Below are 20,190 nucleotides of genomic sequence, written 5' to 3'. Positions count from 1 at the left end.
CCCACCAACTTCGGTACTGTCCTCATGTTGCGGCTCCTCCTGTGTGTGAGTTTCGGTGTCTTCGGCGACACCAGTTCACCACATCAGGAGCCGCTTCTCAAATCTCAACTAAGTCTGGCACACACTCGGGGGAATAAATGCGGACGGATTCGGGGAATAAATGCGGACGGATTTATTTAACTGAGTAGTCCCGGGCTGAAGCCCGTCGCGATGTGGTAATAGTACTCCTGTCGTTGCTCTCCTCCGCACAGACTTGGCAATGAGGCCTCTATGGAACGCATGAATGATTACCGCACGCTCGGCCGCACCGGGCTCAGGGTGTCTCCGCTCGGTCTTGGGGTGATGACGTATGGGTGGGGAGCGGACAAGCAGGCGGGGCGGGCCATGTTCGATTTGTACCGCGAACGCGGCGGGAACTTTTTCGACACCGCGGACATGTACGCGGGCGGGGAGAGCGAGACGTGGCTGGGGGAGTTCGTGCACGAGGCGCGCGTGCGCGACGAGGTGGTCATTGCCACCAAGTTCTCGTTCAATGCGCAGGCGGGCAACCCGAACGCCGGCGGCAACGGCCGCAAGAACATCTTCCGCGCGCTCGAAGGCTCGCTCCGTCGCCTGAAGACCGATTATGTGGATGTGTACATCCTCCATGCCTGGGATCGGGTGACGCCGGTGGAAGAGGTCATGAGCACGCTCAACGACCTGGTGCGGGCGGGCAAGGTGCGGCACATCGGGTTGAGCGACGTGCCCGCGTGGTATGCGGCCCGCGCCCAGACGCTCGCTGAGGCGTACCGGTACGAGCGGCTCGCGCTCTTGCAGCTTGAATATTCCTTGGTCTCGCGCAGCCTGGAGCGGGAACACTTGCCGCTCGCCGCGGAGACGGGCATTTCGCTCGTGCCCTGGAGCCCGCTCGGCAGCGGCTTTCTGACTGGAAAATACAAACGGGTAGACGGGAAGATCACGGGCTCGGGGCGTGTGTTTGATTACAAAGACTCGGGGAACCCGACCCTGGAGAAATTTGCCAAGCGCGAAAAGAATTGGGAGATCTTAGATGTGCTGCTCAAGGCGGCGAAGGAACTCGGCAAGACACCGACCGAGGTCGCGCTCGCGTGGGTGCTCGGACGACCCCAGGTCACGAGCGTGCTGGTCGGGGCCACCAAGCGGGAGCAGTTGGAGTTGAATCTCAACGCGCTGGCGATCGAACTACCGCCAGAGATCGAACGCCAGCTCACCGAGGTGAGCCGGCCGGAGTCGACCGAGCTCGATCACTTCTTCGAGCCCACCATGCAGGGCATGATCCACGGCAACGTGCGCGTCCAACGCGGTGTACCCTGAATTTGTGCCGCAAGGGGTACACATGCGCAAAGTGAATACCAAGGACATTGCCGAGGAGGCGTGGGCGTCGCCCAAAGGGAAGTTCGGCGGGGCCAGCAAGGAAATCTCCATCGCGCTGGGGCGGAAGCCGGAGTCCACGGACTTCAAGGAGCGGCATCCGTTCGACGTGGAGGTCTGCCGCATCCCGCCGGGCAAGATCCACTCGCCCTATCACTCGCACAGCGCGCAGTGGGAGTTCTACCACGTGATGTCGGGGGCCGGTCTGGTCCGGCACCAGCAGGGGACCACGGCCATCGAAGCCGGCGACGCGTTTCTGTTCGAACCAGGCGAGCCGCACCAGCTGATCAACAACGGGTCATCGGACCTGGTCCTCTACGTGGTGGCCGATAACCCGATCGGCGAGTCCTGCCACTATCCCGACACCGGCAAGTGGCTGGTGCATTCGCCTGAGCACAAGGTGATGCGCCCCGATGGGCAGGACCCCGACTACTATGAGGGAGAGGAATGAAGGTCCCTACAAGCAGGTGGTCATGCAATGACCTGGTTCTTCGCCTTTCTCCACCACCTTGCCGCGTTCACCCTGGTTGCGGCCCTGGTCGTTGAATTAGTCCTGATCCGGGACGAGTTGACCGTCGCGCGCGCCCGAAAGATCCAACGGGCGGATGTGGTCTTCGGGATCGCGGCCGGCGTGGTGCTGGTGGTGGGGTTTCTGCGCGTGTTCTATTTCGAGAGGGGATCGTCGTACTACTTTCACAGCATCCCGTTTCTCGCGAAGCTCTCGCTCTTCGTCATCGTGGGCTTGCTTTCGATCTATCCGACGATCGAATTTCTGTCGTGGGGCAAATCCGTGAAACGAGGACAGGTCCCGGTGGTGAGTGATTCCAAGATCCGAACGCTCCGGTCCCTCATTCACTACGAGTTGGTAGGAGTCGTCCTGTTGCTGTTCTGCGCGGCGCTGATGGCCAAGGGCGTGGGGTACCGCGGCTGATCTGCTCGCTCTCTACGTCAACAGCTTGAACGCGTGCGTCCACTGGTTCCTGAGGAACCCGGGGATGCACCAGAGCATGCAGAGCGGCTCGATGGCTCGGGCTGCTTCGACTTGGCCCATGTCCGCGGTTTCCCAGCCGAACTGATCGAGAATTCCCCGCACCGTGTTCTTCGCCGTCTCGTCATTCCCGCAAATGAACATGGTGGGCTTGCCGCCTTTGAATTGCGGGTTGACCATGCGCGCATTGCCAACGGAATTGAAGGCCTTGACGAAGCGCACGGCGGGGAACTCCCGCTGCAGGCGCTCCATGAGGGACTCGTCGAGCGTGGTGAAGAATTTCAACACGCCGTTGACTGGCGGTGCGTCCGCGAGGGGATTCGTCGCGTCGATCACGGGCTTTCCGGTCAGATTTGCCGCGCCCGCGGTGTGCAGCGCGTTCGCAGCCACGCTGCCCTTGACGGCCAGGACAACCAACTCGCCGAACTTGGCCGTGTCCGCAAAGCTCCCCACGCGGCCCTTGGGATGCTGCTTGGCCCACTCCGCCAGCTTGCCGGGCTCGCGCGTGCCCAGCATGACGTCGTGGCCGTGCTGAAGAAAGCCCTTCCCTAACGCCTTCGCTACATCACCCGATCCCAAGATTCCGATCTTCATAGGGTCTCCTTTCGAAACGTCGGGGTTGCATCTGGCATCCCCGGGGCGTCACAATAGCGAACGGAATCGCTTTTCCAAGCATACGGTGTCTCTCGGTCCCTTCTCAACGCGTACGTTCACGGTCGGCCTCATCTCCGATACGCACGGATGGCTGCGGCCCGAAGCCGTGGACGCGCTGCGAGGCTGCGATTTCATCATCCACGCGGGTGACATTGGAGATCTCGTCGTGCTCGACGAGTTGTGGCGAGTGGCGCCCGTCACCGCGGTTCGCGGCAATAACGACAGGGGCTCTTGGGCCACGGCGTTACCCCAAACGAACGTGTTGAAGGTTGGCGCGGCCGTGGTCTTCGTGATCCACAATCTCGCCGATCTCGATGTTGACCCGTCGGCGGCCGGGTTCCACGTGGTCGTCTCAGGACACTCGCACCAACCGGCGCATCGAATGGAACGGGGTGTGTTGTTTGTGAATCCCGGCAGCGCGGGTCCGCGCCGGTTCAAGCTGCCCATCGCTGTCGGTCGGCTGCTCGTTGCAGGCACTCACGTCACACCTCAGTTGTTCGAGTTGCAGACAACCGGTGTTGGGGTGGGGAAACGTGGCGATCTGGGTCGGCACGTCGGGCTATAACTATCCGGAGTGGCGGGGCAGTTTCTACCCCGAGAAATTCCCCACCGCCAAGATGTTGCCCCATTACGCCGAGCGGTTCCGCACGGTCGAAATCAACTACACCTTTTACCGGATGCCGAACGCCAAGACCATTGCCAATTGGAACGCGGAGACCCCGGACGGATTTGCGTTCACGCTCAAGGCGTCTCGGAAGATCACGCACGACGCCCGCCTCAAGGACGTGGGTGAGAACCTCGGCTACTTTCTCGACACGGCGCGAGGACTCGGGCCCAAGCTCGGGCCGATCCTGTTTCAGCTTCCCCCGTATTTCCGAAAGAACCCGGACCACCTGGAGCGACTCAACGGCGTGCTGGCGCTCCTGCCGTCAGGCCTTCGGCCGGTGTTCGAGTTTCGCCACGAGTCGTGGTTTGGCGACGACGTTTACGATCTACTCAAAAACCGGAACGTGGCGCTCTGCATCGCGGACAACGAGAACGGCACCACGCCGGTGGTCGCCACCGCCGACTTCGGGTACTTCAGGCTGCGCGACGAGGGGTACGATGCCGAAGATCTCCGGAAATGGGCGGAGACCGTCAAACGGCTTGGCGCTGGATGGCGGGACACGTATATCTATTTCAAGCATGAAGAATCCGGAATCGGCCCGGCGCTCGCCAAGGACTTCCAGAACTTACTCTTTGCCTAACGCAGCCTCGATCTTCGCTATTGCATCGCCCATATCGATGGAGCCGGTCAAGACGGGAGCCAAGGGGTCACCCGTCTTGTCGATGTAGGCCGGCAGGCTCTTGATCGTGAAGCGAGCAGGGTCCAATCGCGACGTCACCTCCTTCCACTGCAGCGGGCACGACGCGGGCGCGCCGGGCAGGGGCCGGACCGAATAAGGAGCCACGATGGTCCGGCCGTGGCCGTTCTGGCCGAAGTCGATGTAGACCTTGCCTTCGCGCGATCGGATGGGACGGGCCAGCGTGGCGATGTCGGGCGCGGCTTGCATTCCGAGGGTGGCCAGGAGTCGGGCAAAGGTCCGCGCCTCTTCGTGCGTGTACCGGGCGCCGAGCGGGACCAGGACGTGCAGGCCCGTCGCGCCCGAGGTCTTGATGTAGTTCGGCAGGTCCAGCTCGTCGAGAATCCGGTGGAGTTCCCGCGCGACCTTCACCACGTCGGTGAACGGCGCGCCTTTGGGATCCAGATCCAGAATTAGCCAGTCCGGCCGGTCCAGCGATCCGAGGCGAGAACTCCACAGGTGGAGCGGGATCGTGCCCAGGTTGGTGATGTAGCGGAGCGTGTCCGCGTCGTTCACGATGAAGTAGTCGATCTCGCGTTCGGCCTCTTTGGAGTAGATCCGTTCGGTGCGGACCCAGGCTGGCACGAATTCCGGCGCGTCTTTCTGGAAAAAGGATTTTCCCGTGATCCCGTCGGGATATCTCGTGAGCACCACCGGCCGATCCCGCAGATACGGCAGCAAGAGCGGCGCCACGGCCTCGTAGTACGCGATCAGATCGGCCTTGGTGTAACCCTCGTCAGGCCAGAAGACCTTTTTGGGATTCGTGATCTTGACAGGTTCGGCGGCAATCGGCTCGGGCGGCGCGGACGCGGGCAAGGCCGCGTCCATCGGCACGTCCACCGGCATTTCGCGCCGGCACTCTTCCGGCCGCTTGTCTGTGCGCAGGCCCAAGAAGACCGGATGACGAATCCCACCCCCGTCAGTCCACTCTGTAAACCGCACTTCGCAGACCAGCTTCGGTTCGACCCAATGGTGGCCCCGGCCGGTTGGAGTTCCGGTCGCAAAGGGCGAAGACGGCCGCCCCAGCCGTTGAAGGTCCTCCCAGAGCGTTTTCAGCAACTGCTCGTCGAATCCGGTCCCGACCTTGGAGACGTACACGAGGTTGGGTCCGTCGTAGATCCCAAGGTGCAGCGCTCCGAAGTACTGTCGTCCGCCCTGGGGATTGGTGTAGCCTCCGATCACGAATTCCTGCCGGCGCTGGCACTTGACCTTGATCCAGTCCCGCGAGCGGCCGCCGACGTAAAGACTGGTCAGCTTCTTTGCCACGATACCTTCGAGTCGCTCGCCTGAGGCCGCTTCGAAGAACGCGTCGCCGTGCTCGAGGACATGGTCACCGTAGCGGACAATGCCCAGAGGCGGTAGGAGCAGCTTGAGGCAGTCCTTGCGATCCAGGAGCGGGAGGCGCCGCAGGTCGTGGCCGTCCAAGGCCAGACAGTCGAAAAAGATCGCGACCACCGGGACCGCGGTTGTCGCGCGTGCAATGTCGCGGGGGTTGGTGAGGCCCATGCGCGCCTGGAGGCGTTCAAAGCTCGGTTTGCCGCTGTCGTCGAGCGCCACGATCTCGCCGTCGATGAGAAACTGTTCCATCGGCAAGGCGCGCAGCGGCCCCAGCAGCTCCGGGTAGCGCCGCGTGATCACCTGGCCGCTTCTCGCGTACAGCTCGATCGCGTCCCCGTGACGAGAGGCCAGCACCCGCACCCCGTCGTATTTGACCTCGAAGAGCCATGCTTTGCCTGAAAACGGCTGCTCCGCGAGCGTGGCCAGCATGAAGGATTGCTTCGGCGAGACCTCGCGCCTGGGAGCCTTGAGGCGGTCGATCCGCTCGCGCAACGCCGCCTGTTTGGCGGGAAGATCAAGGAGTTCTTGCGGAGTGAGCCCCGAGACCACCGACTGTGGGTAACGCTCGGTGAGTTCGGTCTCGTGGGCGCCCCTGTCCGCTTTTTTGAGCAAGAGCCATTCCTTGTCCTTCTTGGCCATGCGGGCAAGGGTCCACCGGCCTCGGAGCTTGAAGCCGAACAATTCGAACTCCAGCTTGCCCTTGGCGAGCTGCTCGAGTGGGTCACCCTCTTTGACCAAACGGTACCACCCGCGATCCCACACGATCACCGCGCCGGCGCCGTAGTTTCCGGCTGGAATCACGCCCTCGAAATCACCGTACTCGATAGGGTGATCCTCTACGTGCACGGCCAGGCGTTTGACCTCGGGTTGGACGGAGGGGCCTTTGGGCACGGCCCAGCTCTTGAGCACCCCGTCCATTTCCAGGCGCAGGTCGTAGTGGAGGTGTCGGGCCGCGTGTTTGTGGACCACGAAGACGCGTTTGCCCGCGGCTCCGACCCGGCCGCCGAACGGCTCGGGCGTGCGTTCGGGGTCGCGCTTAGCCCGGTAGGCATCGAGTGGTGGAGTCTTGTTCTCTGGCACGGTGAAAGCCTCGTGGGTGCGGGCGTGATCCCGCAAAGGCGACGCGTGCTGCGCCACGCGTGAGGTGCGTCCGGCGCATGGAGACGGCGCGCCACCCATTGGCGCGCTGCGCGTTCTTGAAGTATAGGGGCTTTCATGGTACCGTTCAAACCTCTCCTTCTAAAAGGGGGTACGCGATGCCGCCTCATTCAATCGGCTCGGGCACCATTTCCTTTGGTCTGGTTTCCATTCCCGTCAAGTTCTTCACCGCCGCCTCCTCGCAAGGGGTGTCGTTCAATCAGCTCCACGGCAAGTGCGGCAGCCGGATCAAGCAACAATTGTTTTGCCCGGTGTGCAACGAAAAGGTGGAGCGCAGCGAACTGGTCAAAGGCTACGAGTTCTCCAAAGACCAGTACGTTCAGATCACCGACGAGGAGCTGAAGTCCTTGGAAGGCGAGGCGTCGAAGATCATCGACATCGCCGAATTCGTCCCGCTCCCCAAGGTGGACCCGATCTACTTCGAAAAGACGTACTACTTGGGTCCTGACAAGGGGGGTGAAAAGGCCTACCGGCTGTTGGCTTCGGCCATGGCCAAGACCGATCGCGTCGCCGTGGCCAAGTTCGTGATGCGCGGCAAAGAGAGCCTGGTTCTGATCAGGCCGGCCCATGACGGGCTCATGCTCCATACCATGTATTTTGCCGATGAAGTGCGAAATTTCGGCGAAATCGACAAGGGGGAATCCGCTAAGATCAAAGACGGTGAGTTGGAGCTCGCCCTGCGACTGGTGGACGATTTGTCCAACACCGATTTCAAGCCCGAGCAGTATCAGGACGACTACCGGCTGCGAGTGCTCGATCTCGTAAACCTGAAGGTCGAAGGCAAGGAAGTCACCGCGGTCGGTCCCCAGGTCCAGCGCGCCCAGGTGATCGACCTCATGGAAGCGCTCAAGGAGAGCCTGGCCAAGCGGGTTCCGCAGGAGAAGAAGGCGGCCGTCAAAGCAAAGCGCGCCGAGGCCGCGCCGGAGAAGCCGGAGAAGAAGGCCCAGGCTGCCAGGAAGTGACGCATTTCACCACCCGCGACGCGGCGAAGATCGTCGACCTGCCTGAACAGCAAGTCCGCTCATGCGTCCGCGCGGGTTTTCTCACTCCGCACCGGGGCCCGGGGCGGCGCCTCCGGTTCAGCTTCCAGGATCTCCTGCTCCTGAAGACCACCAAGGGCCTGCTCGACTCCCGCGTTCCCATGAAACGGATTCGAAGAATGCTCGCCTCGCTCAAACGCCAGTTGCCGGAGGACCAACACTTGACGAGCCTCACCATCTACGCGGATGGTGGACGCATCGTGGCCTGGGACGGATCCGCGCGCTGGCAACCGGACTCGGGACAATTCTTGTTCTCGTTCGATGTCCAGACCGTGGCCAAACAGGCGGCGTTGCCGCAGGCGCCCGCAGCTACTCCACCAGCCCGCGTCTCAACCCGTACGACTCGTACGGCCGAGGAATGGTTCCAACTGGCGACGGAGCTTGAGAAATCCTCACCCGAGGAGGCGCAGCGGGCCTACCACCAAGCCCTGCAACTCGATCCAACGTTATCCGATGCCCACGTGAATCTCGGCTGCCTCTACCAGGAGGCCAAGAAACCCGCGCAGGCCGAGGCGCACTACCGCGCCGCGATGCGGCACGCGCCCGCTGATCCGATTCCCCATTTCAACCTGGCCGCGCTCCTCGACGATCTCGGGCGCAGCGACGAGGCGATCCGCAGCTATCGCCAAGCCATTGATCGCGATCCCGACTGCGCCGACGCCCACTACAACCTCGGACTGCTGTATGAAAAGCTCGGGAAGCGATCCGAGGCGATCAAACACCTGAGCAAGGCCCGGACGCTGTATGGACGTCCCTCTGCAGGTCGGTAAGCGCACCGGAGTCTCAGCTCAAGCGATCCTGCAGTCAGCCGCTTACTGAGGCATAATAGCCTCGTGGCTGCCAAGTCGCGTTCGCGCACCCCTAGAGCGGTTCCCGGAAGGCGGCGTCTGCGGCGGGTTCAACGTCCCGCGCGGTTGCCCCGGCGTGTGTTGCGGGCGATTGTGGCCGCGCCGCCGGCGGTCCGGCTGCTCGTCTGTGCGGTGGTCATCGTGGTGGCTTGGTCTGCGGCCAACTGGGTGTACCAGACAATTCGCAAGCCGACCGAGCTGTTCTTTCCGGTGAGCGACGCGCTCGCCAAGACCCCGTCCGAGACGTGGCGGAGGTACGGGCCGCTCTTCAGCAAGCATTCGACCACCGTGATCACGCCCGAGTTTTTGGCCGCGCTCGCCCAAGTCGAAGGCGCGGGTAACCCCGTGGCGCGAACGTACTGGCGGTGGAGTGTGACCAGCAACCCCTTCGAACTGTACCAACCCGCGTCGAGCGCGGTCGGTATGTACCAGATCACCGACGCGACCTTCCGCGAGGCCAAGCGCTACTGCATCCACGACCACGTGGTCGCCGAGATCGGCCCCTGGGACGACACCAGATCGTGTTGGTTCAACGGTCTCTATACGCGCGTGGTGCCGAGCCACGCCATCGAACTGACAGCGGCTCTGCTGGATCGCGGCGTCGCAAGGGCGCTTGAGCGGCGGCGGATCTCCACTGCCCCGCTCCAGCAGAAGCAGCATCTGGCGGCAGTGATCCACCTGTGCGGCGCGGGAGCGGGCCATGCCTTTGTCGCGCGCGGTTTCCGGCTGATGGCCAGCCAGCGCTGCGGCGACCACGACGTCAGCCGCTATCTCACGAAGATCAATGCCATGAAGCAGCAATTTGCGCGGCTGGCGGCCGCTAACTGAGCCGGGCCCAGTGCGCGGCAGAAGGACGGGTGTTCCGGGAGTCGAGCCGTCACGCGGTGTGGGAGGGCGTCAGGATCGTCTCCAGAACAAAAGGCCAGCCCGTCGTGCTAACGGGCTGGCCTTCGTTGGTGAAACCGTATGTCAGAAGAGACTAGGCGCGCGCCTTTTTACGCGTCGTCAACCGCCATAGTCCAATCCCTATCAAGCTCAAACCAAGCAACGTCAGCGAGGCCGGTTCAGGAACCCTTGTAGCTGTCCCATAGATGGCGACATGGGAAATCGTGCCCTTCTCCGGCTCCTGCCAGAAGCCCATCCCCTCGATGTCCTCCATACCATCCCAAAGAAACGGATCCCAGAGGTTGAAGAAATATTGAGCGGGAGTGTGGTTGCCATCCTTCACGACAAGGATGCATTCCGGGCACGAGGCAGACTCACCAAGACCATTATATGTAATCGTAAAGTCGGCCGGATCTTCCAGGGTATTGGAGAACTCCGTGGCGTAGGAACCCGCAAGGATTCCATCCTCACCCCCTCCAAAGTCTTGCTTGTAGAGCAGGGTCAAACCAAGGATACCGGTCTCAACGAAGAGACACGCTGCGTCACAGTTGCTGTTATCGTCCGAGGTCCCGAAAGCGTCGTCAGGGGTCAGCACCAATGCGTGGGCCGAACCTGTAGCCAGCCCCAGTCCGAGCGTTGTCACGGCCAAGACGAAAGCCACCTTTCCCAATCCGTATTTTTTCATATTATCACCAAATTCTCACCATTTCGGAGCATACTAGCTGCGCTTATTACCACTTCGAAGCATATCGCATGCCAGTCTGAGCGACCTGAATAAGCCATCGTAACTGTATGAAAATTAACAGATCGTACTTCGTTCGCTGCCCTGGCTGTCAGAATTCTTAACAAGACTTGAGCAAAGCAAACTAAAAAGACCGTGATATTTCAATAGGTTACAGCGAACTAGTAACTGTTGACTTTTTTTACACTTGTTTCCGTCCAACCGGGAAGAGTTCGCAGCTCAACAATATTCTCCTGCCGTGTTGCGGGGACGAGGCCGCGGATGCACCGGTCCAACCTGCGGCCGCAAATGAGGACCTCTCAGCGTGGCTCGTTCCCGGACGCGGCGTCAATGGCCAGTGCCGTGTTCAGATTCGCCTGCGCGTCCGCGTGATTCGGATCGAGCGCCAGGGCTCGACGAAATGCCTCCGCGGCCTCGTGGAAGCGTTGTTGTTCGGCCAACGCGATCCCCAGGGAATTAAACAGGTCCGGGTGGGGAGTCAATGCAGTCGCGTGCAGGTACGCGGCCTCGGCTTCCGTGAACCGGCCTTGTTTGGCGAGCAACTCCCCCAGGTGCGCCAACGCAGTCGGGTCATTCGGTCGCAACTCGAGACCGCGTTGATACGCGGCGATGGCCTCCTCGGTCCGGTCCATCCGGGCCAGGGTGAGCGCTCGATTGAAGTGGCCCTTATACCCATCCGGGTTGAGACGCACCACCTGGTCGAATTCCCTGAGGGCCAGGTCATACGCGCGTTGATCGAGATGGAACAGCCCAAGGTTGTTGTGAACCTGGTAAGCGAGTCTCGCCGACTTGGGCGCGACCGCGACCGCGTGGGCCCACAAGGTTCCGGGGTCACGCCACACCTTCACTTGATTCCAGGTCAGCACACTCAAGACTCCCAGCGCAACCGCTGCTCCCACGATCAACAGTGTGCGACCCCCGGACCGGGACTCGGTTCGATTCCACAGCGTCAGAAACCAGGCCCCGAGCCCGAGCGAGACCGGGATGCTCGCAAAGTAGGCGTACCGATCCGCCGCCAGCGTGATGCTGTGGGAGATGACGCCAAGCACCGGCGAGAGCATGACTCCGTAGGCGATGAATAGGGCGACCGTCTCGGGCTTCCGCCGTCGCCAGATCCACAGCGCGGTGCCGATCGTCGCCACGGCAATCCCGCTGACGAGAAAGCGCGGTTCCAATAGGTTGCTGTCCGGGGGGAACGCGTGGTAGTGCGAAAGCCCCAAAGGCATCACAGTCTTCCAAAGATAAAAGGCCAAGCCGTAGATCGCTCGCGCAAGCAACGCAGCGAGGCTGTAATCTTCGCCCCCGGAGATGCTGGCTCGGGCAATCGGCGCGGCCACCGCCACCAGCGCCGCAGGAACAGCGAACGGAAGCTTTTCGATCCAGACCCTTGAGGCCGAGCCGCGGAACAAGGGTCGACCTCCGCCCAGGCGACGAAGCGGATACCAATCCAGGACAAGCAAGACGGCGGGCAGGGTGACGGCGACGGGCTTGGACACACACGCTACTAAGCCGGCCGCGACCGCCACGGCAAACCAGCCGGCGCGAATGCCGCGGGAGGGGACCGAACCGGTGTCGGTCTCGGGCCAACGGTGCGCGCGGAGATACGCGACCAGCGCCGTGGCGTAGAAGAGCGCCGAGAGCGGGTACCCTTGCGCCGAGGCCCAGGCCACGGCTTCGACGCGCAGTGGATGCAGGGCGAAGAACAGGGCCGCTATCCCCGCGCACAGGCGCAGCGCGGTAACCGAGCGGACGCGGTCGGACAGCAGATGGACCGCGAGAGCATAAACCGCGACAGCGGTTGCCGCGTGAAAGAGCACGGAGGTGGCGTGGTAGACACGGGGATCGAGTCCTCCCAACTCGTATTCAACGCCTGCCACGAACCACGCGAACGGCTGATACACGCCCAAGTGTATGGCGGTGACCATCCACTTCAGGTTGGCCCAATCCAAGCCCCGGATATGGGGGTTGTTGGTGAAATTCATCGGGTCGTCCCAATCGACGAACCCGTTCCAGAGAGCGGGGGAGAAGACCGCGACCGTGGCCGCGCCGATCGCGAGCGCGATGCGCCACGACAGCCCGCAGCGATCGGTCACCGGCCGGCTCGCAGCTTCCATACCGCGACAAACGCTTCCACGGCGCTGTTGTAGCGGACCTTCGAGGCGCCGCGCGTGCGTTCCCGGAACACAATCGGCACCTCCGTCACACGGCCGCCGCGCCCGATCACGCGGTGGGTGCCTTGCACCTGGAAGACATAGCCGTTGGCCGGGGGGCCGCTGTCCAGCAAGGCGATGAGCGCGGCGCGCCGGAAGCACTTGAAGCCGCTCGTCCAGTCTCGGACCGATCGGCCCAGCAGCGCGCGGGCATAAAGGTTGGCGCCGGCGCTCAAGAGGTGACGGTACCACGGCCAGCCCTCGATTCGGGCTCCCGGTACATACCGCGAGCCGACCACGAGATCCGCCCCGCTCCGCGACGCCGCCACCAATCGCGGAAGGTCCGAGGGGTCGTGCGAGAAATCGCAGTCCATCTCGATCACCTCGTCGTACCGGCGATCGAGCGCCCAGCGAAATCCCGCTTGATAGGCCGGCCCCAGCCCTTCCTTGCGGGGGCGGTGCAGGACGTGCACGCGTTCGGTGCGAGCGGCCAGCGCGTTCGCGAGCGCTCCGGTGCCGTCGGGCGAAGCGTCGTCCACCACCAACACCTCGCTGTCGGGCAGGGCTGCAAGAGCCTGGGTGACCAACGACTCCACATTGTCCCGCTCGTTGTACGTGGGCACGATCACGAGAGTGCGGGGGGTCACCGCGGCCAACCCAGCGCGCGCGCGCGATCCCAGACGGAAAACCTCCGGTCCGACAACCCCGCGACCAACGACAGCATTTTGGTCCGGAGGTACTCGTTGCGGCCGAGCGTGGAGAAGACGCGATCGCGGATCGAGGCCACGATCGGGTTGCCGGTGTTCCAGAAAAAGGCCATCTCGTCGCCCAACCGCTGGAGCGCGGCCGCTTGCGGCCGTCGTATCCGTTCGTACAACGAGAGGGCCTGGCGGCTGAAATTTCCGCTGGCGAAACACGAGTCCAACACCGCGTCCAGCGTTACCGCGTCCTCCAGCGCCTGGTTGCGCCCCTGCGCCACGTGCGGGTTCAGCGCGTGCGCCGCGTCCCCCAGCAACGCCGCACCATGTCCCACCCACCGCCGAGGGACGACCTTGAGACACGGCATCCAGCCGACCTGATCCCAGCTCGTGAGCGCCTCCAGCGGGCGCTTCAAATCCGGGTCGATCGCGGTCAGAACGCCTTTGAGCGCGGGCAGTCCGCGGTGCTCCAGCTCCGGACGCCGTCGCACCGGCCAGAGATAAAACGCATAGATGCGCTCGGCGCCGAGTGGAAAGACGCCGAGGATTTCCCGACGGCCCACGTAATAGCGGCCGTCGGGGCCGAATCCATCGGGGCGCGGCAGGACCATGGTCACGTAGCCGTCCGCGTAGCGACGGACCCGGGTGGGGATACGTAGCGCGGAGCGCACAGGTGATCCAGGGCCGTCCCCACCCACCACGACCGGCGCCAGTACCCGGCTCCGGTTGCCGCCAAACTCCGTGTCCACACCCACCACCCGGCGACGTTGGCGGACCAGGCCGACGACCGCCTCGCCCCACCGCATGTCGACCAATCCGGAGGCGGCCAACCGGTAGCGGATGGAAGCCATCAGGGCGCGCGGGTGCCCCACCAAGGTGTAGTTGTACGGCTCGGGCAGGGCTCCGTAATCGATGGTCACCAGTCGCGGGCCGCCGATGCGGTGAAAATGATAGCGGCGTACACGCGAGACCGAGTGCTCCGACAACTCGGCCAGCAGCCCCAACCGGTCGAGGATCCTGAGCCCGTTGGGCTGAAGGATCTCGCCCCGATCCGGGTCCGTGGGGCCTCGGCTTTGGCGGTCGAGCACCACGACCCGGCGTTCTTTGGCCGCGGCCAAGAGCGCGAGCACGGCGCCGCCGATCCCCGCGCCGACCACCACCAGATCGGCGCGAGTTTCGTGTGGTTTCGCGTGGGAGTCCGTCATGCCAGCTCGGGAGTCGCGGGGGTCGATTGTAGGGGCGGACCGGGGCGAAAGCAATCAGTCCCGCGTTGCCGCGCCACCGTGTGGCGCGCTGCGCCTTTTGACAGGCTGCGCGGCGGGTGCGTAGAATTGACGGATCGACGGACGCCGAGCAGCGTCCATTGAGCGCGAAGGGAGAATTTGTGGCGGTGGAATATGTGCCGGTGGCGGAAGTGGCCGAGGTGCCGGCCGGTCGAACCAAAATCATCAGGGTCGCGGGCACGCCGATCGCGTTGTTGCACGTGGGCGGAACCATCTATGCGTTGGAGCACAGTTGCCCTCACCAGGGCGGTCCGATCGGCGAAGGGGAGATCGAGGGAACCACCATCACGTGTCCCTGGCACGAATGGAAGTTCGACATCCGGACCGGTGCCAACGACCGCGATCCCACCATTCTCGCCAAGACGTTCGCGGTCAAGGTCGTGGACGGTCTGGTGTTGGTCGAGGTGTCCCGCTTGCTGGCGGCGGCCCGACGCAACCGGGAAATCGTGCGGCGAGTCACGGCCGGAGAGGCGCTGGAAAGCATCGGGCGCGAGCTGGGGCTGTCGCCCGACGAAGTCTCCCGAACCGCCCAGGCCTCGCGGGTGGGAGAGCGCTTGCAGTACCTCGCGGAGCTGTATCTGCGCAAAGGCCGCGTCGGGGGATCGGACCTGCAGGGGCTGCCGCACCGGCGAGGGAAGGAGGCGGACGGGGAGATGCTGTCCGCCTTGGACGCGCTGACCCGCCTCCTCTGAGAGCCCTCAGAGCCCGTCCATGAACGCCCATCTGCGGCGTTGTCGCTGCGCAGCCGGTGCTCACGTACGCACTTAGTACGCTGCGCTCCGGTGCTCGCTCCGCCTTGCATCTGGCGCGTTCCTGAACGGGCTCCCGCATCCGGGATCCAGGATGCGGGGTTTAGAAAAGAAATCGGCGCGTGCGTCGCCTTTTAAGATAGCCAGCAGGTTGCTCAAAAAGTTCCAGCTGCAAGGCCGCAGGGAGGAGGAAACCGGAGCGTACTGGGTCGTACGTGAGGATTTCCGACGACCGAGAACGCAGCAGATGGACTTTTTCAGCAACCTGCTAGTTATTGGGGCTGGGGCTGACCCACTGGAGGAGTCGCGCGTGGCGCGGCTTGGTCGTGGGCAGGGGCACTTTGCGGACGCGGTTGGACACGATCACCGGGTCGACGATTTCACCGCAAGATAGGCAGCGCCATCCCCCGAACGTAATCTGCCCGGTCTCGTCCAGCAGATCCGTAAAGCGATCGACCACCATCAACCCCCGACAGCGCGCACACTGCATGCCTCACCTCCTGGACGCGCTCGCGGTCGTGGCTCGGGAAGCGGCGTCTCTCCAGGCCGCCCAGCGGCTCGTCCCCTTGTGAGGAAAGACCGTGATTGGATGGTTTTATTCCGCCGACCACTCGTGTCTTGACACGTTCTTCGGCGTTCCGTTAGCATCCGGCCATGTTGCGTCACGCCCGGATGGGCGCGCTCGTGCTGTCCCTGGTGCTGGTCGCCCCCGTCGCGTGGGCGGTTTCCCCAGTCGACTCGACCCTCCCCAACGGCCTGCGCGTCATCCTGGTGCCGGAACCCAAAGCGCCGGTGGCGTCCGTGCAAATCTGGTACCGCGTTGGCTCCCGGGATGAAGTGAGCGGCAAAACCGGGTTGTCCCATCTCATGGAGCACATGATGTTCAAGGGCACGGCTCGGTACGGCAAGGGGGCGTTTTCGCGGATGATCGCCGAGCGAGGGGGGAACGACAATGCGTTCACCAGTCAAGATTACACGGCGTATTTCGAAAATCTGGCCAGCGACCAGGTGGACCTCGCCTTGGAGTTGGAAGCCGACCGGCTCACCGGGTTGGTGATATCGGAGCAGGAATTCGCACTGGAACGGGACGTGGTCAAAGAGGAGCGCCGCCTGCGGACCGAGGACGATCCGCACGGCACGCTGATCGAACACCTGTACGCTACGGCGTTTATGGCCAATCCCTACCAGTGGCCGGTGATCGGCTGGATGGATGACCTCGACCAGTTGACGGCCGACGATGTCCGCGCGTATTACCGGCGGCACTACACGCCGGGCAACGCGGTGTTGGTCATCGTCGGCGATATCGATCCCAAAGCCACCCTGGCCCGGATCGAACAGGTCTTCGGCCCAGTGGCCGGCCCGCCGGCGCCGGTGCGGCGCGTGACGGCGGAGCCTCCCCAGCGAGGGGAGCGGCGTGTCATGGTGAAAAAGGCCGCGCAACTCCCGGCCGTGATGGTGGGGTATCACGTCCCCAATTTCAGGCACCCGGACGCGTATGCGCTCAGCGTCTTGGCCGGCTTGCTTGCGGACGGGCCCAGCTCCCGCTTGTACCGGACCCTGGTCTACGAGCGCCAGGTGGCGTTGGAGGTGGGGGGCGACTACACGGCGCTGTCCACCGACCCCCCGCTCTTGTACCTCTACGCGATGGCGCACGCGGGCACATCGGCGGGCGATCTCGAGCGTACCCTGCTGGACGAAGTGGAGCGGCTCAAGACGACCCCACCGGCCGACCGCGAGCTGACCAAAGCCAAAAATCAGATCGAGGCGCAGTTCGTGCTCGGTCAGGACTCGAACTTCTACCGGGCCATGCAGATCGGAAACGCGGAGAGCGTGGGAGCCGGACGAGACTACCTCACCACCTTTGTGGCCAACGTCCGTAAGGTGAGCGCCGCCGACGTGGTGCGCGCGGCGAACACCTATCTCGGCGAAAGCCAACGGACCGTCGGCCTCCTGGTGCCACTGCCCGCGGAGACCACCGAGCGCGCCGGAGGCGATTCCCCGCCGTGAGCGTCGGTCGAGCCGCCCGAGGGCGGAGAACGCCCTGGTGGCTGTGGGTGCTCGCCGTGAGCGTGGTGCCGATCGCGCCCGTCTGCGCCGCGGCTGCAGGGCCCGCGCAGGTGACGGTTCAACGGTGGGTGATGTCCAACGGCCTCACCGTATTGTTCGTGGAGCGGCACACGATCCCCGCGGTCCAGGCCCGCCTGGTCGTCAAGACCGGAGCCGCGGCTGATCCGGCCGGGCGCACCGGGCTCGCGGCGTTAACCGCCGGGCTGCTCACCAAGGGGACGACGTCGCGCTCGGCCGTGGAGATCGCGGAGGCCGTTGATTTCATCGGCGGCACACTCACCGCCGACGCGGAGGACGACTCCTCCAGCATCTCCCTGACCACGCTCAAGAAGGACCTGCGGGTCGCTCTGTCGCTGATGACCGACGTAGTGCTCAACCCGTCGTTCCCTCCGACCGAGGTGGATCGGCTCCGTCGTGAGACGTTGTCCGCGATCCAGGCCGAGAAGGACGATCCCGGCGCCGTGGCCGAGAAGGCCTTCGCTCCGCTGGTATTCGGGCCGCACCCGTACGGGAGGCCGGTGGAGGGCCTCGAGACCACGGTGCCCACCCTGACACGAGAGGAGGCGGTGGCGTTCCACCGAACGTATTACCGCCCCAACAACGCGGTGCTGGTGTTGGTCGGCGACCTGACCCTGCGCGAGGCTCGGCGCGTGGCCAAGAACGCGTTTGGCGCGTGGGAACCCAAGCCCGTCCCCACGGTCGCGGTTCCGGCGCTCCCGCCCGTCGGCGAGCGTCGCGTGTCGCTGATCGAGAAGGACTTGACGCAAGCCACGGTGCTGCTGGGTCACCTGGGTATCGCGCGGACCGACCCCGACTTCTACGCGGTCACGGTGATGAACTATATCCTGGGCGGCGGCAGTTTCTCCTCGCGATTGATGAGCCGGATTCGGGACAACGAAGGTTTGGTCTACGGGATTTCCAGCGGGTACGACGCCAAGCAGTACCCGGGCGCGTTCTCCGTGGGCCTGCAGACCAAGACCGAGTCGGCGCCGGCCGCGATCCGCGCGGTGCTTGAGGAGATCACCAAGCTGCGCGCGGAAGGCGCCACCGCGGCCGAACTCGAAGCCGCGAAGAACTATCTCGCTGGCAGCTTCCCGTTGCGGTACGAGACCAACGCGCGGATGGCGATCCTGTTGGGCTACGTCGAGCTGTATGGCCTGGGCTTGACCTACTTCGAAGACTACCCCAACAAGATCCGCGCCGTGACGTTGGACGACGTGCGGCGGGTGGCCTCCGCGCGACTGGACCCGCTGCGATACGTGTTGGTGGTGGTGGGCAAAACCGGCGACATCGCCGGCGGGCTGGACCAGTCGGTCCCCGCGAAGAACGCCCCATGAGCGGGTCCGCACCCGCGAACAAACTGCGCCAACTCCAGGACGTGGTGCGGGACCTGGACTCCGTGTTGATCGCGTTCTCCGGCGGGGTGGACAGCACGCTGCTCGCCAAGGTCGCGCAGGATGCGCTGGGCATCCGCGCGGTGGCGGCGACCGCGCTCTCACCCACGTACCCCTCGCACATGGTCGAGCAGGCGAGAGCGCTCGCGCGGCAGATCGGCATTCGTCACGAATGGGTGCAGTCCGAGCAAATGAGCCGGCCCCTGTTCGCCGCCAATCCCGCGGATCGGTGTTATCACTGCAAAGACGAGTTGTTCGAACGGTTGCAGCCGCTCGCCCAGGGGCTGGGTCTGCGGCACATCGCGGAGGGTACCAACGTGGACGATCTCTCGGATCACCGTCCCGGGCTCGTCGCCGCCAGGGAGCGCGGGGTGCGCAGCCCGCTCGTGGACGCGGGCCTGACCAAGGCGGAGATTCGCGCCATCAGCCGAGAGTTGGGACTGCCAACCTGGGATCAGCCCGCGTCGCCGTGCCTGTCGTCGCGGTTTCCCACCGGATTGACGATCACCGTCGAACGACTCACTCAGGTCGATCGCGCGGAGGCAGCGCTGCGCGAACTTGGCTTTCGCGAATTTCGGGTGCGCCACCACGAAGACACGGCGCGGATCGAGGTGCCGGCCGAGGACTTCGGCCGTTTTGCCGACGAACGGGTGCGTCGCGACGTGGCCGCGGTCTTCAAAGCCCTGGGGTTTCGTTTCGTGGCGCTGGATCTGTCGCCGTTTCGGTCCGGCAGTCTGCATGCACCGACGTAAGGCGTGGTATCTGGGCGTCGGGCTGGTGGTGCTGTGGGCGGCGGCCGCCGCCGCGGAGGACGCGCCGGACGGGGCCGTGCCGGCGGTCTTCGCGGAGATCGAGCAAGTGGTGCTGTCGCCCGAAGGCCACCAGGTGTCGATGACGACCTTTACCGTGCTCTTGGCCGATACGCGGGCGCGGGTGGAGTACGGAAGCGAGCCGGGCCGGTCGGGCTACGCCGAGTACCAGATCTACGATTTCAGCCGCATGCGTCTGTACCGCGTGTTTCCCGACGATCGGATCTATTTCGAGGGAGCCTTGTCTGCGGCGCTGGCGGCCAGGGCCTTTGTGGAAGGATGGGGGCCTCAGCCCCGTGACCTGTCCGTGCGGACGATTCCGCTCAAAGACGATGCGCTGTCCGGCGAACCGGCGCACCTGACCTTGGTCGAGCGTCGAAGCCGTCGCGCCCGTGCGCCGGCATACACGCTGGTGTGGACTGCGGTGCCGCCGGGCCGCTTGCCGCAGCGGGTCGTGTACACGCAACAGGGCGGACACACCGTGGTGCTCACCTACCGGCGGGTGGAGGCGCGGGCGATCGACGCGTCGAACGTCGCCGTGCCCGACGCGTTCGCCAACCTGAGCCCGTTCTGATGATTCCGGTCGGCGAGCCGGTTCCGGATTTCACGCTGCCGGGGATTCACGGCGGTCGCGAGGCGCGATGGCGCCTCGCGG

The 20,190-nt window shown here is 64.2% G+C and carries 20 protein-coding genes; 13 read left to right on the top strand and 7 right to left on the bottom strand.

The window, feature by feature from the left end:
- Positions 1 to 270: 270 nt before the first annotated feature.
- Genes AB1451_16145 through AB1451_16135 form a run of 3 tightly spaced genes read left to right on the top strand, consistent with a single transcriptional unit; the run spans position 271 to position 2,320 of the window.
- On the top strand, positions 271 to 1,332 hold the full coding sequence (locus AB1451_16145; protein ID MEW6684428.1) for an aldo/keto reductase: 1,062 nt from the start codon (positions 271 to 273) through the stop codon (positions 1,330 to 1,332).
- A 22-nt stretch (positions 1,333 to 1,354) separates the two neighbouring features.
- A complete protein-coding gene (locus AB1451_16140; protein MEW6684427.1) occupies positions 1,355 to 1,840 on the top strand; it encodes a cupin domain-containing protein in 486 nt (161 codons plus the stop codon).
- Between the two features lie 27 nt (positions 1,841 to 1,867).
- Positions 1,868 to 2,320, top strand: a complete 453-nt coding sequence (locus AB1451_16135) for a DUF2214 family protein (protein MEW6684426.1) — start codon at positions 1,868 to 1,870, stop codon at positions 2,318 to 2,320.
- A gap of 12 nt (positions 2,321 to 2,332) precedes the next feature.
- Here AB1451_16135 and AB1451_16130 read toward each other — a convergent pair whose 3' ends face one another.
- Positions 2,333 to 2,971, bottom strand: coding sequence for an NAD(P)-binding domain-containing protein (locus AB1451_16130; GenBank protein MEW6684425.1), 639 nt, complete (start codon positions 2,969 to 2,971; stop codon positions 2,333 to 2,335).
- A gap of 85 nt (positions 2,972 to 3,056) precedes the next feature.
- Between AB1451_16130 and AB1451_16125 the strand changes: the two genes are divergently transcribed.
- Both AB1451_16125 and AB1451_16120 read left to right on the top strand, forming a co-directional pair.
- Positions 3,057 to 3,596, top strand: coding sequence for a metallophosphoesterase family protein (locus AB1451_16125; GenBank protein ID MEW6684424.1), 540 nt, complete (start codon positions 3,057 to 3,059; stop codon positions 3,594 to 3,596).
- Positions 3,565 to 4,278, top strand: coding sequence for a DUF72 domain-containing protein (locus tag AB1451_16120; protein MEW6684423.1), 714 nt, complete (start codon positions 3,565 to 3,567; stop codon positions 4,276 to 4,278). Before AB1451_16125 ends, AB1451_16120 begins: the two co-directional genes overlap by 32 nt.
- Here AB1451_16120 and ligD read toward each other — a convergent pair.
- On the bottom strand, positions 4,264 to 6,792 hold the full coding sequence (ligD, locus tag AB1451_16115; GenBank protein MEW6684422.1) for a DNA ligase D: 2,529 nt from the start codon (positions 6,790 to 6,792) through the stop codon (positions 4,264 to 4,266). The genes AB1451_16120 and ligD overlap by 15 nt on opposite strands.
- 176 nt (positions 6,793 to 6,968) lie before the next feature.
- Here ligD and AB1451_16110 point away from each other — a divergent pair, with 176 nt between their 5' ends.
- From AB1451_16110 to AB1451_16100, 3 genes are all read left to right on the top strand, one after another.
- A complete protein-coding gene (locus AB1451_16110; GenBank protein MEW6684421.1) occupies positions 6,969 to 7,832 on the top strand; it encodes a Ku protein in 864 nt (287 codons plus the stop codon).
- Complete coding sequence (locus AB1451_16105; protein MEW6684420.1) at positions 7,829 to 8,680, top strand: tetratricopeptide repeat protein; 852 nt, start codon at positions 7,829 to 7,831, stop codon at positions 8,678 to 8,680. The genes AB1451_16110 and AB1451_16105 overlap by 4 nt, the downstream gene beginning before the upstream one ends.
- 156 nt (positions 8,681 to 8,836) lie before the next feature.
- A complete protein-coding gene (locus tag AB1451_16100) occupies positions 8,837 to 9,586 on the top strand; it encodes a lytic transglycosylase domain-containing protein (GenBank protein ID MEW6684419.1) in 750 nt (249 codons plus the stop codon).
- Between the two features lie 151 nt (positions 9,587 to 9,737).
- Here the strand turns inward: AB1451_16100 and AB1451_16095 are convergent, their stop codons facing one another.
- The 4 genes from AB1451_16095 to AB1451_16080 form a co-directional block, all read right to left on the bottom strand.
- Positions 9,738 to 10,328 carry a PEP-CTERM sorting domain-containing protein gene (locus AB1451_16095; GenBank protein MEW6684418.1) on the bottom strand — a complete coding sequence of 197 codons (591 nt, stop codon included), beginning with the start codon at positions 10,326 to 10,328 and terminating at the stop codon, positions 9,738 to 9,740.
- A 356-nt stretch (positions 10,329 to 10,684) separates the two neighbouring features.
- Positions 10,685 to 12,478, bottom strand: coding sequence for a tetratricopeptide repeat protein (locus AB1451_16090; protein MEW6684417.1), 1,794 nt, complete (start codon positions 12,476 to 12,478; stop codon positions 10,685 to 10,687).
- Positions 12,475 to 13,182 carry a polyprenol monophosphomannose synthase gene (locus AB1451_16085; GenBank protein MEW6684416.1) on the bottom strand — a complete coding sequence of 236 codons (708 nt, stop codon included), beginning with the start codon at positions 13,180 to 13,182 and terminating at the stop codon, positions 12,475 to 12,477. Before AB1451_16085 ends, AB1451_16090 begins: the two co-directional genes overlap by 4 nt.
- Positions 13,179 to 14,438, bottom strand: a complete 1,260-nt coding sequence (locus tag AB1451_16080; GenBank protein ID MEW6684415.1) for an NAD(P)/FAD-dependent oxidoreductase — start codon at positions 14,436 to 14,438, stop codon at positions 13,179 to 13,181. Before AB1451_16080 ends, AB1451_16085 begins: the two co-directional genes overlap by 4 nt.
- Positions 14,439 to 14,617: 179 nt before the next feature.
- Here AB1451_16080 and AB1451_16075 point away from each other — a divergent pair, with 179 nt between their 5' ends.
- Positions 14,618 to 15,208, top strand: coding sequence for a Rieske 2Fe-2S domain-containing protein (locus AB1451_16075; GenBank protein MEW6684414.1), 591 nt, complete (start codon positions 14,618 to 14,620; stop codon positions 15,206 to 15,208).
- Between the two features lie 325 nt (positions 15,209 to 15,533).
- Here the strand turns inward: AB1451_16075 and AB1451_16070 are convergent, their stop codons facing one another.
- Positions 15,534 to 15,755: a hypothetical protein gene (locus AB1451_16070; GenBank protein ID MEW6684413.1), complete on the bottom strand. Its 222-nt coding sequence runs from the start codon at positions 15,753 to 15,755 to the stop codon at positions 15,534 to 15,536.
- A gap of 164 nt (positions 15,756 to 15,919) precedes the next feature.
- Here AB1451_16070 and AB1451_16065 point away from each other — a divergent pair, with 164 nt between their 5' ends.
- The 4 genes from AB1451_16065 to AB1451_16050 are packed head-to-tail and all read left to right on the top strand — an operon-like array spanning position 15,920 to position 20,109.
- Positions 15,920 to 17,272: a pitrilysin family protein gene (locus tag AB1451_16065; protein MEW6684412.1), complete on the top strand. Its 1,353-nt coding sequence runs from the start codon at positions 15,920 to 15,922 to the stop codon at positions 17,270 to 17,272.
- Positions 17,269 to 18,669, top strand: coding sequence for a pitrilysin family protein (locus AB1451_16060; GenBank protein ID MEW6684411.1), 1,401 nt, complete (start codon positions 17,269 to 17,271; stop codon positions 18,667 to 18,669). The genes AB1451_16065 and AB1451_16060 overlap by 4 nt, the downstream gene beginning before the upstream one ends.
- The gene (gene larE, locus AB1451_16055; protein ID MEW6684410.1) at positions 18,666 to 19,478 is read left to right on the top strand and encodes an ATP-dependent sacrificial sulfur transferase LarE; all 813 of its coding nucleotides are present in this window, start codon (positions 18,666 to 18,668) and stop codon (positions 19,476 to 19,478) included. The genes AB1451_16060 and larE overlap by 4 nt, the downstream gene beginning before the upstream one ends.
- Positions 19,465 to 20,109: a hypothetical protein gene (locus AB1451_16050; protein ID MEW6684409.1), complete on the top strand. Its 645-nt coding sequence runs from the start codon at positions 19,465 to 19,467 to the stop codon at positions 20,107 to 20,109. Before larE ends, AB1451_16050 begins: the two co-directional genes overlap by 14 nt.
- Positions 20,110 to 20,190: the final 81 nt, after the last annotated feature.

Source organism: Nitrospirota bacterium (genome assembly GCA_040757335.1).
GTDB lineage: Bacteria > Nitrospirota > Nitrospiria > 2-01-FULL-66-17 > 2-01-FULL-66-17 > JBFLXB01.
This window is presented reverse-complemented; position numbering and strand designations above follow the sequence as displayed.

Bases quoted from the DNA above. Each gene is read 5' to 3' on its own strand.
- AB1451_16145 (MEW6684428.1), top strand. From the start codon at position 271: ATGGAACGCATGAATGATTACCGCACGCTCGGCCGCACCGGGCTCAGG.
- AB1451_16135 (MEW6684426.1), top strand. From the start codon at position 1,868: ATGACCTGGTTCTTCGCCTTTCTCCACCACCTTGCCGCGTTCACCCTG.
- AB1451_16050 (MEW6684409.1), top strand. From the start codon at position 19,465: ATGCACCGACGTAAGGCGTGGTATCTGGGCGTCGGGCTGGTGGTGCTG.
- AB1451_16140 (MEW6684427.1), top strand. From the start codon at position 1,355: ATGCGCAAAGTGAATACCAAGGACATTGCCGAGGAGGCGTGGGCGTCG.
- AB1451_16070 (MEW6684413.1), bottom strand. From the start codon at position 15,755: ATGCAGTGTGCGCGCTGTCGGGGGTTGATGGTGGTCGATCGCTTTACG.
- AB1451_16095 (MEW6684418.1), bottom strand. From the start codon at position 10,328: ATGAAAAAATACGGATTGGGAAAGGTGGCTTTCGTCTTGGCCGTGACA.
- larE (MEW6684410.1), top strand. From the start codon at position 18,666: ATGAGCGGGTCCGCACCCGCGAACAAACTGCGCCAACTCCAGGACGTG.
- AB1451_16130 (MEW6684425.1), bottom strand. From the start codon at position 2,971: ATGAAGATCGGAATCTTGGGATCGGGTGATGTAGCGAAGGCGTTAGGG.
- AB1451_16065 (MEW6684412.1), top strand. From the start codon at position 15,920: ATGTTGCGTCACGCCCGGATGGGCGCGCTCGTGCTGTCCCTGGTGCTG.
- AB1451_16110 (MEW6684421.1), top strand. From the start codon at position 6,969: ATGCCGCCTCATTCAATCGGCTCGGGCACCATTTCCTTTGGTCTGGTT.
- AB1451_16080 (MEW6684415.1), bottom strand. From the start codon at position 14,438: ATGACGGACTCCCACGCGAAACCACACGAAACTCGCGCCGATCTGGTG.